The following is an 11673-nucleotide window of genomic DNA, read 5'->3' on the forward strand; positions in this document are numbered from 1 at the left end:
CCGGGAGGGGTACGGCGCGGCCACGGTGTCGCGCGGTGGGTCGCCGTCGGCCTGGCCTGGCGCGCCGTCCGCCACGGCGCGCAGCCACGCCACCAGGTCGTGGTGGCTGGTCACCACCGCTGTGGCGCGGTGCCCGAAGACCGTCCGCCGGGTGGCCAGGGTGTGGCACACGTCGGCCAGGTCGAGGCCGGGATGGCTCGCCAGGTACCCGGCCAGGTCCGCCGCGTGCCGGCGCAGCAGCTCCGGGGTACGCGCGGACACCACGGCGGTGTGCGGGCCCGCACGGCGCTCCGACGCCGCTGCCGGCGGCGCCTCGGCGAGCACGACGTGGGCGTTGGTGCCGCTGAACCCGAAGGAGCTGACCCCGGCCACCCGGCGGTCGCCGGTGGTGTCCCAGGGGGTCAGCGCGGTCGGGAACCGCGCCGGGATCCGCTCCGGTGCCAGGCGCGGATTGAGTCGGCTGAAGTGCAGGTTGGGCGGTATCTCGCCGTGCTGGAGCACCAGCACGGTCTTGATCAGGCCGGCGATTCCGGCCGCCGCCTCCAGGTGCCCGATGGCCGGCTTCACCGCGCCGATCCACAGCGGCTTGTCCGGCGTACGGCCGGCGCCGAGCGCCTCGGTGAGCGCGTGCATCTCGATCGGGTCGCCGAGCGGTGTGCCGGTGCCGTGCGCCTCCAGGTAGCCGACCTCGCCCGGGGCCACCCCGGCCTGCCGCACCGCCTGCCGCACCACCGCCTGCTGGGCCGAGCCGTTGGGCACGGTGAGCCCGCTGCTGCGCCCGTCCTGGTTGACCGCGCTGCCGTGGATGACCGCCAGCACCGGATCGCCGTCGCGGCGCGCGTCGGCCAGCCGTCGCAGCACCACCATCCCGCAGCCCTCGCCGCGCACGTAACCGTCGGCCGCCGCGTCGAAGGTCTTGCACCGGCCGTCGCGGGCGAGTGCGCGCATCTTGCTCAGCACGATGAAGTTGCCCGGCGACATCAGCGCGTTGACCCCACCGGCCAGAGCGCTGTCGCACTCGCCACGGCGCAGGCTCTGCACCGCCAGGTGCACGGCCACCAGCGACGACGAGCACGCGGTGTCCACCGCCAGGGCGGGACCGCGCAGGCTCAGCGCGTGCGCGATGCGCCCGGCGGCGATGCTGACCGTGGCGCCGGTGGCCGTGTACGGGCCGATCCCGGCGGCCGGGCGGGGCAGCATGGCGTACTCGGATCCGGAGATCCCGACGAACACACCGGTGCGCTCACCACCCGGGCCGCCCGGCACGATCCCGGCCGACTCCAGCGCCGCCCAGCTCACCTCCAGCAGCAGGCGTTGCTGCGGGTCCATCTCGGCCGCCTCACCGGCCGGGACGCCGAACAGCTCGGCGTCGAACTCCAGGATGTCCTCGCGCAGGAAGCCGCCCCGGTCGGTGTAGGTGGCGCCGGGCGCGTCGGGATCCGGGTCGACGTGGCTGCCGGCCCAGCGGCCGGTCGGCACCGGCACGACCGCGTCGCGCCCGTCGGCCAGCAGCCGCCAGAACGCCGCCGGGCTGTCCGCGCCGCCCGGGAAACGGCAGCCCATCCCGGTGACCGCGATCGGCCCGCCGGCCTGGTCGTCGGCTGACCCGCGCCGGTCCAGTTCGCGGCGCAGCTCCCGGATCGCGTGCAGGGAGCGCCGTAGCAGCAGCTCATGAGACATCGATGGGGTCCCCTCCGGTCAGCTCGCCGAGCAACCGCTCCAACGCGTCGGCCACGTCGGTAAGCGGCATCGCCGCGATGTCGGCGGCCACCTCGTCGTCACCCACGCCGGCCGGCAGCACGGGCAACAGCCGCTCGAACCTGCTCCGTTCGGCCTGCACCACCCCGGCCTCGGTGTGCCCACCGGCCAGCGCCGCGTCGAAGGCGGCGAGGCCGGTGGCGGTGTCGAGCTGGGCGAGGCCGAGGCGGCGACGGACGAGCCGGGCGGTCTCCTCGTCCACGCCCATGCCGCCGGCCCGCCAGAACGGCCACACCACCGCCACCGAACGCCCGCGGCGCCGGCCGGCCCGGCGCTCGTGCTCCCGGGCGTCGGCGAAGGCGTTGAGGAAGCGGTTGGCGATGGCGTAGTCGGCCTGCCCGGCGTTGCCCGCCAGCGCGGCCAGCGACGAGAACACCACGAAGAAGTCGAGGTCGTCGTCGGCGGTGGCCCGGTCCAGGTGCAGCGCGCCGGACACCTTCGGGGCAAGCACCTCGCGGACCTCCTCGTCGGTCTTGTTGACCAGCAGGCTGTCGCGCAGCGCGCCGGCCGCGTGCAGGACGCCGTCCAGGCGACCGAAGCGGCGGCGTACCTCGGTCACCACCCGCTCGACGTCACCGGCATCGGTCACGTCGCCCCGCAGGTGGCACACCCGGTCGCCCAGGTCGGCCAGCTCGGCGCGGCGGGGCGCGTCGAGCGGCGACCGGGACATCAGCACGACAGTGCCCCGGTACGCGGTGCAGAGGTGCCGGGCGAAGATCAGACCCAGGCCACCCGCGCCGCCGCTGATCAGGTAGACGCCGTCGGGGCGTACCGGTGGCGGGTCCGTGGGCGCGGGAGGCAGCTCGCGCAGCCGGCGGATCCAGCGCCGGCCGGTGGAGTACCGGGCCTCCCGCTCGTCGTGATCGGTGACGGTGAACTCCGCGGCGCAGCGGGCGAGCAGTTCACCGGGCGGGTCCACCGGCATGCCGACCGAGGCACACCGCAGGCGCGGGCTCTCGTGCCCGACGCTGCGGGCCAGGCCGCCGGTGGACTCGGCCGCCGGGTCGGGCCGGTCCCTGTCGTACGGGTAGACGTGCAGCAGCCGCAGCTCGGCGTCCGGCGCGGCGCGCAGCACCGCGCGGACCACGGTCAGCATCGCCAGTGGGCCGTCGCGCAGCGCGGTGTCCGTCCGCGCGCCACGGGACCAGAGGTGGACCACCCGGTTTGGCAGGCCGGCCGTCGACCCGCGCAGCTCGGTGATCAGTCGCTCGTGGTCGGCGGCGGAGTCCGGGCGTACCTCGTACCGGTCGTCGGCCAGCCGGGCGAAGCCGTCGCCGGGCAGGACCAGCACCGATCCGGCCGGCGCGGCGGCGTGGATCGTGGCGTCGACGTCGAACAGCAGCAGTCGATCGGTGGCGGCGGTCGCGGGCAGCAGTTCGACAGGCTCCCACCCGACGCGGTAGCGCACCGTCTCGACGCCCTCCTCCGCCGTCTCGCTCGCCTGGTCCGGCAGCACGCCGGACAGGTACGCGGCCAGGTCGGTCACCGTGGGGTGGTCGAACAGGACGCTCGGATACAGCTCGACGCCCAGCTCCTCCTCCAGCCGATTGGTCAGCCGGGTGGCCAGCACCGAGTCCAGGCCGAGGTCGAAGAAGCCGGTTCGCACGTCAGGCGGTGTGTCGGGGTCGAATCCGAGCAGCGCGCCCACCATGCCCCGCAGACGATCCTCCAGCCGCCCCGCGACCGGCGCGGACGGCGCGACCGGCGCGGACGGCGCGCTTGGCGCGGCGGGTTGGCGGTCCACGATCCAGTACCGCTCCCGGGCGAACCGGTAGGTGGGCAGTGGGATCCGGCGCGCGGCGGGCCGCTCTGCGCTCACCTCGACGCCGGCCACCCACGCCTCCGCCTCGGACGCCCCGGCGCCGGGCCCGCCGCCACCCACCTGGCCCCGGGCGAGGCCGGGAGTGGAGGTGCCGGCGCTCAGCGCGTCCAGCATCCGCGCGGCGCTGTCCAGGTCCGCCGCCACGAACGCGGCCCGATGGGTCAGTTCCTCCCGGCCGGTCCGCAGGGTGTACGCGACGTCGGAGAGCCGGGGCGTGGCCGCGCGCAGGTGCGCGGCGAGCACGGCGGCGTACTCGCGCAGGCTCGCCTCGGTCCGCGCGGACAGGCACACCAGCTCGGGCCGCGGTTCGTCGGCGGGCCGTTCCGGCGGCGCGGGCGGCTCCTCGACGACGAGGTGCACGTTCACCCCGCCCACGCCGAACGAGCTGACCCCGGCCCGGCGCGGCACCGGGCGGCCGTTCACCAGCGGGCGGTCCCACGGGGCCAGCCCCTGTTGCAGGACGAACGGCGTGGCGGCGAAATCGATCTCGGGGTTGACCCGGTCCGAGCGGGTCGGCGCGGGCGCCAGTCGGCCGTGCCGCAACTGGAGGATCACCTTGGTCAGCGCGGCGATACCGGCGGCGGCCTCGGCGTGCCCGATCACGGACTTGGCCGAGCCGATCGCACAGTACCCGGTGCGGTCGGTCCCGAACGCCTCGGTCAACCCCCGCACCTCGATCGGGTCGCCGAGGCTGGTGCCGGTGCCGTGCGCCTCGACGTAGCTGATCGTCTCCGCCGACACCCCGGCCCGGTCCAGGGCGGATCGGACGAGGGCGGCCTGCGCTCTCGGGTTCGGCACGCTGAAGCCAAAGGTGCGTCCGTCGTGGTTGACCGCCGAGCCGAGGATCACGCCCTCGATCCGGTCGCCGTCGGCCAGCGCCGCCGACAGCGGCTTGAGCAGCACCGCGCCCACCCCCTCGGCCGGTACGTAGCCGTCGCCGCCGGCGCCGAACGAGTGGCAGCGGCCGTCAGCGGCGGTGAACTGCCCCTCGGCAAGGGTCACGTACTTGCTCGGGTGCAGCGACAGATTGACCCCACCGGCGATCGCGGCTGTGCACTCGCCCCGGCGGATGCTCTCCACGGCCAGGTGCACCGCGTACAGCGAGGAGGAGCAGGCGGTGTCCAGCACCATGCTGGGGCCGCCCAGGTCGAACAGGTACGACACCCGGTTGGCGATGCCGAACGACTGCGAGTTGACAGGCGCCCACTCCTGGCCCGACTCGGCCGCGTACAGCTGGTAGTTGTTGTAGGTCACGCCCGCGAAGACACCGATCGGCGCACCCGTGCCGGCTCCTCCGCCACGGCGGCGACGGGGGTAGCCGGCGTCCTCGAAGCACTCCCACACCGCCTGGATGAAGAGCCGCTCCTGCGGGTCCAGGTAGCGCGCCTCCAGTGGGGAGATCGCGAACAGTTGCGGGTCGAAGGCGTCCACGTCGTCCAGGAAGCCGCCCCACCGACAGTACGGCCTGCCGTCGGCGAGGTTGGCGAAGCGACTGTGGTCCCAGCGGTCGGCGGGGATCTCGGTGACGCAGTCCCGGCCCTCGGCCAGGTTTCGCCAGTAGGTGTCCAGATCGGGCGAGCCGGGATAGCGACCGCTGACCCCGACGATCGCGATCGGCTCCGCCGCGCCCGGCCCCGCCGGGGTCGGCGAGGCGGCGACCGGCGGAGCCGCGACCGGTGGCGCGGCGACCGGGATGGGGGCGGCGTGCTGTGCGGCGAGGTGCCGGGCGAGGCCGCGCAGGTTGCGCTCGGCGAACATCGCGGTGGCCGACAGTTGGGGGAACCGTTCCCGCAGCCGGGCGGTGAGTTCGCGGGCCAGCAACGAGTCGAGGCCGTACTCGTCGAAGCCGGTGTCGAGGTCGATCTCCTCCGGCCGCCAGCCGAGGGCGGCGGCGAAGACCCGCACCAGGTACCCGGCGGTGTCCTCGACCGGGTCCGCCTGCCGCCCGGCCGGATCGGCCGGCTCGGGGCGGACGTCGACCCAGCAGCGACGGCGCTCGAACGGATAGCTGGGCAGCGACATCCGGGTCGGCGGGGACGGGTGCAGGTGCCGCCAGTCGATGCCGGCGCCGGCCACCCACATCTCGGCCAGCTTCGGCAGCCGGCCGGCGGTGGCGAGGTCCCGGAGGAACCGCTCCCCCTCGGGACCGTCCAGCATCGAGGCGAGGACCCGGCCGGTGTGCTGGGCGCCGCCGACGCGTACCCCGTCGGTGTCCTCGCCGGCCAGGTACCCGGCGAGCTTCGCGCGCAGCTCGGACACGCTGGAGGCGATCACGGCGAGACGGTCGGCCATCGGCTCGCGGCCCACCTGGAGCGTGTGCGCGAGCCGACCCAGGTCCACGTCGACCGGGGCGGGTGCCGGGGACTGCCCGGTGGTGGCGTCGAGCACACGGTTCGCGAGGGCGGTGATGCTGCTGTCGGCCGGGGTCAGTGTGGTGCCGTACCGCTGGTTGAGCCGTCCGGTCAGGCGGGCGAGGGTGACCAGGTCGACGCCGTACTCGGAGAGGTTCTCGTCGGGGCTCAGGTCGTCGGCGGAGACGCCGGTGACCTCGGCGGTGAGCGCGCGTACCTCCTCGACGACAGGCGTCGCGGGCGGGCGGTCGTCGCGTCCGGGCTCGCCGCCGATGAAGGCCAACAACCGCTGCGCCTGCGCGGTGAGGCGGTCGGGGGTCCTGGCGGACAGGGTGATCACCTGCGGACCGTCAGTCGACGTCGTCACCGGCGGCGCGTGGTGCTCCTCCAGGACGAGGTGGGCGTTGACCCCGCCGTAGCCGAACCCGGAGATCCCCGCCCGACGCGGACCCCCGTTCGTCTCCCACTCCCGGGTACGGTCCAGCACCTCGAACGGCGTCCCGTCCAACCGGATATACGGATTCAACGAGTTCAGATGCAGATTGCCCGGCAACCGCCCATGGCGCATTCCCAACAGAATTTTCGTCAGCCCAGCCATCCCGGCGGCCGTTTCCAGATGCCCCACATTGCTCTTCACCGACCCCAGCGCACAGTGCGCACTCGTCGGCGCGGAATGACCCCACCGCTCATACAGTCTCGCGAACGCCTGCGACAAGGCTGTCGTCTCGATCGGATCACCCAACGCGGTGCCCGTGCCATGCGTCTCCACAAACGTGCAGGTCGCCGGATCCAGACCCGCCTGCTCCCAGGCCTTCACGATCAACCGCGCCTGCGCGGCCGTGTTCGGCGCCGTCAACGACGCCGCCCGACCACCATGATTCACCGCACTACCCCGGATCACCGCATACACGTGATCACCATCAGCGAGGGCCCGCGACAACGGCTTCAGCAGCACCGCGCCGCAACCCTCACCCCGCACGTAACCATCCGCGCCGGCATCGAACACCTTGCACCGACCGTCCGGCGCCAACATCCCGGCCCGGCCGAACGACAGCGTGGTCAGCGGACTGAGGATCACATTGACGCCACCGGCGATGGCCGCGTCGCACTCGCCGCGCTGGATGCTGGCCACCGCCCGGTGCACCGCCACCAGCGACGCCGAACAGGCGGTGTCCACCGGCTCACTCGGCCCGTGCAGGTCCAACAGGAACGACACCCGGTTGGCGAGCATGGCGTGTGCCATCCCGGTGGAGCTGTGCGCCTGGATGTCGCCGGGCGCGTTGCGGAGCAGGTCGGCGTAGTCCATCCCGCTGACGCCGACGAAGAGTCCGGTGTCGGTGCCGGCCAGGTCCGAGGCGCGGTAGCCGGCGTCCTCGATGGCGCGCCAGACGGTTTCCAGGAACACCCGCTGCTGCGGGTCCATCAGGTTGGCCTCGGCCGCCGAGATGCCGAAGAAGCGCGGGTCGAACCGGTCCACGTCGGACAGGAACGCGCCCCAGCGCAGGCCACCGCCGGCCGGGTCGGTCTCCCAGCGTCGCCAGTCCCAGCGGTCGCCGGGGACCTCGCCGACCAGGTCGCGGCCGGCGGCCAGGTCGGCGAAGAAGCCCTCCGCCTCGTTCCCGCCGGGGAACGCCCCGGCCAGGCCGACGATCGCGACGGCGTCCGGGGCGATGGGCGGGGGTGCGGCGAGCGGCGCCGGCGGTCTGCCCTTGGCCACCGTGACGTGCGGAGTTGTCCTCGCCGGCACGGCCACGTGCTCGGCCCTGGGCAGCTGGCGGGCCGGCGGCGACTCGTGCCCGTAGTGGGCGGCGAGCCGGTCGGTGTCGCCGGCCACGATCGTCTCGGCGAGCGCGGCCAAGGTTGGGTGCTCGAAGAACACCGACGGCAGCAGGCGCAGACCGAGCGTGTCGTTCAGGGCGGTGGCCAACTCGGTGAAGGTGACCGAGTCGAAGCCGAAGTCGCTGAGGTCCGCCCCGATCTCCAGGTCGCCGGCCCGCATGCCGAGCACCGTGGCGGCGGCGCGGGCCACGTCCCGGCGGACCGAGGCGAGCACGTCGGCCGCGACGTCGCCGGCGGCGGGCGACGCCACCACCGGCTGCGGGGCGTCGTTCAGCCAGTCACCCAACCGGTCCGGGTCGCCGCACAGCTCGATCACCCGCGGCTCGTCGCCGGTCATCGCCCGGCGCAGGATGTCCAGGCCGGTCACCGTGGGCAGCGGGACCAGGCCGGTGGCGCGTTCCATGGCGCGCAGGGCGTCCCCGTCGGCGCGCATGCCGCCGTCCGCCCAGTACGGCCAGACCGCCGACACGCTGCGCCCGGACCGTCGCCGTAGGAACTCGTCGAGGAACCGGTTGGCGTACGCGTAGTCGCCCTGACCGGCGTTGCCCACCAGCCCTGCCACCGACGAGAAGCCGACGAAGACCTTCAGGTCGTCGGTGGCGGTCGCCTCGTCCAGCCACACCGTGCCCGACACCTTCGGGGCCAGCACGGTCTGGAAGTCCGCCCAGGACTTCTCGCGTACCCAGCCGTCCCGGAGCACCCCGGCGGCGTGCACGACACCGTCCACCCGGCCGAAGCGCTGCCGCACCTCGGCCACCGCGGCGAACACCTCCGAGCGCACCGACACGTCTGCCCGCAGCACAGTGACCGCGTCGCCGAGGCCGGCCAGCCACTGCCGGGTCGCCGCGTCCGGGGTGGACCGGCTCAGCACGCCCACCCGCGCGCCGTGCCGTCCGACCAGGAACTCCACCACCAGCCGGCCCAGTCCGCCCAGGCCGCCGGAGACCAGGTACACGTCGCCCGGCGAGATCGACCCGCTGTCGCCGAGCGCCGGGGCCGGTCGGAAGCTCAGCAGCTGCCGTACCGCGCCGTCGGTGCGGACCTCGACGGCCGGATCGTCGCCGCTGACCTCCGGCCACAACGCCGCGGCGAGCGCCGGTCCGCGCAGGTCCCCGACGTCCACGACCCGCAGCCGCAGCCAGCCGCACTCCATCCCGACCGACCGGGCGAAGCCGCCGAGGGCGACACCCTCGACCGTTCCCGGGTGCGCCACCACGACACGCACCACGGTGTCCAGCCGGGTCCGTGCCACGGCCTGGGCCAGCGCGAACACGGTGTGGACCCGCTCCTCGGCTGGGCCCACGGTCCAGTCGCCGGCGCAGACGACGGTGTCGGGCGTGCCCCGGGCGCACAGCCGCTCCCAGAGCCGCGCCAGGTCGGCCGGGTCGTCACCGATTCGGAAGTCGCCGTCGGGCAGCTCGGCGAAGGCGGCGCCGGTCGTCACCCGGGTGACCCGGGCCGCGTGCCAGCCGGGCAGGTCGGCCGGGAGGCGCTGGTCGGAGATGACCACCACGGGCCCGACCGGACGGTGCCCGGCCGGCGGCGCGGGCGTCCACTCCGGCACGAAACGAACTGTCGGCGGGACGTCGGTGTCCGGCACCGCCGACGGTCGCGCGTCATCGGACGGCTTCAGCCCGCGAAGCGTCAGGCCGCGCACCACGACGAGGGGACGGCCCGCCGGGTCGACGACGGTGATGTCGAAGGCGGCCGTGCCGTCGTCCGGGCGGCGTCCGCCGGCCCAGCCGGCCACCGCGAAGCAGTGCGTCGGCAGCGGGGCGAACACCTCGACCGCCGGACCGCGAAGGGTACGTAGAGGGGCGCGTCGCCGTCCGGCCCGGCCTCGGGGAGCAGGCCGACGATGGACTGGAACGCGGCGTCGAGCAGACCGGGGTGCAGCACCCAGCGGTCGGCGTCCGCGTCCGGCGGGAGACGCAGTTCGGCGACGGCCTCGGTGGCGCCACTGTGCAGCCGCTCGACGGCCCGGTACAGCGGCCCGTAGCGCAGGCCGGCCTCCTCGAACGCGCGGTACGCGGACGCGCCGTCCCGCTGCCGGTCGCAGCGGGCGAGCACGGCCGCCAGGTCCACCGGGATGGCCTCCGGCAGGTCTCCGAAGAGGACCCGGCCCTGGCTGAACCGGGTGCCGTCGCCGTCGCCGACCACGAACCCGGCGTCGTCCGGACCGGCGGTCAGCTCCACGGTGATCCGCTGCTGGGCGCCGGCGGCCGGGCGGAGCCACACCACGTCGGCGAGCCCGGTGACCGGTCCGGAACCGGCACCGGCCGCGCGGGCGAACTCCAGCTGCGCCGCGCCGGGCAGCACCGGCACGTCCCGCACCACATGGTCGGCCAGGACCGCGTCGTCCGGCCCCAGCCGCACTGTGAAGGGCTGTCACCGGAGGGTGGGGTGTGCGTGTACCGCTCCGGGATCCAGTAGCGGTCCGGGCTGAACGGGTAGGCCGGCAGCTCGGCCAGCGGCGGGTGCGCGGCCGGCCACGCCGCGGTCCAGTCGGCGTCGGCGCCGGCCGTCCACTCCCGCGCCCACCGCTCCCACGTCTGCCGGTCGGCACCCGGACGCGTCGCCACCCGCGCCGGTCGCGACCCGGTGGGAACCCGGCCGGTCCAGTGCGGCGCGGTGAGCGCCTCGATGGCCTCGTCGAGGTCCTCGGCCCAGATCGCGGCCCGGTGCTCGAACGCCTCCCGACCGGTCTGCAACGTCCACGCCACGTCGGCCAGGTGCGGCCGGTTCGCGCGCAGCGCCTCGGCGAGCCGGCCGCAGTGCGCGATCAACCGCTCGGCGGTACGCGCCGACACGACGAGCAGTTGCCCGCCGTCCGGCCGCTGCGGGACGGGCAACCGCGGCGGCTCCTCGATCACCACGTGGGTGTTGCTGCCGGACATGCCGAACGAGCTGATGCCCGCGCGGCGTACCGCCCCGTCGGTGGCCGGCCACGGCACGGTTTCGCTGTTGATGACGAACGGCGAACCGTCCAGGTCGAGGAAGGGGTTCAGCTCGTTCCAGCCGGCCATCGCCGGGATCGCCTCGTGCCGCAGCGACAGGATGGCCCGCAGCACCCCGGCGATGCCGGCCGCCGCCTCCAGGTGCCCGAGGTTCGCCTTCACCGACCCCAGCACGCAGCCGCCCGGCCGGCCCTCGTCGCCGAACGCCGTGCGCAGCGCGCGCACCTCAATCGGGTCGCCCAGCAGCGTGCCGGTTCCGTGGGCCTCCACCAGGCCGAGGTCGCCCGGTGACACCCCGGCGTCCGCCCACGCCTGCCGCAACACCTGCGCCTGCAACTCCGGTCGCGGCGCGGTCGGGCTGTTCGACCGGCCGACGTGGTTGGTCGCCGAGCCACTGACCACCGCCAGCACCCGGTCGCCGTCGGCCAACGCCTGCTCCAGCGGGCGCAGCACCAGCACGGCGACCCCCTCACCCGGCACGTAGCCGTCCGCGCCCGCGTCGAACGGCCGGCAGCGCCCGGTGGGCGACAGCGCCTGCGCCTTGGCGGTGTAGACGTAGTGCAGGGGGCTGAGCAGCAGGTTCGCCCCGGCGACCACGGCGCGGTCGCACTCACCGGAGCGCAGCGCCCGCACCGCCAGGTGCAACGCGGTCAGCGAGGACGCGCAGGCGTTGTCCACCGGCACACTGGGGCCCTGGAGGTCGAAGACATAGGAGAGTCGCCCGGCCAGCGCCGACGGCACGGCGGTGACCGCCTGGTAGTCCTGGATCGGTACCCGGGCACGGACGATCTCGTCCCAGTACTCGTGGAACGACACCCCGAGGTAGACGCCGGTGCGGGTGCCCCGGATCCGCCCCGCACACCCCGCATCCTCGAACGCCTCGTACACCACCTCCAACAACAACCGCACCTGCGGATCCAGCCACACCGCCTCCCGCGGCGACACC

The 11673-nt window shown here is 74.6% G+C and carries 2 protein-coding genes and 2 pseudogenes; all 4 read right to left on the bottom strand.

Features of this window, described 5'->3' with window-relative positions; genetic code table 11:
• On the bottom strand, nucleotides 1-1680 hold a 1680-nt coding region (locus JM949_RS27755; protein WP_238434001.1), incomplete at its 3' end, for a type I polyketide synthase.
• Entirely contained in the window at nucleotides 1670-9553 is a 7884-nt protein-coding gene (locus tag JM949_RS27760; RefSeq protein ID WP_203151162.1) for an SDR family NAD(P)-dependent oxidoreductase, read from the bottom strand. The genes JM949_RS27760 and JM949_RS27755, both read right to left, overlap by 11 nt.
• Nucleotides 9554-9561: 8 nt before the next feature.
• Nucleotides 9562-10146, bottom strand: a pseudogene (locus tag JM949_RS37830) (polyketide synthase dehydratase domain-containing protein); the annotation flags it as partial.
• A gap of 311 nt (nucleotides 10147-10457) precedes the next feature.
• Nucleotides 10458-11672: pseudogene (locus JM949_RS27765) on the bottom strand (beta-ketoacyl synthase N-terminal-like domain-containing protein); the annotation flags it as partial.
• Nucleotide 11673 lies beyond the last annotated feature (1 nt).

Source organism: Micromonospora tarensis, assembly GCF_016803395.1.
GTDB lineage: Bacteria > Actinomycetota > Actinomycetes > Mycobacteriales > Micromonosporaceae > Micromonospora > Micromonospora tarensis.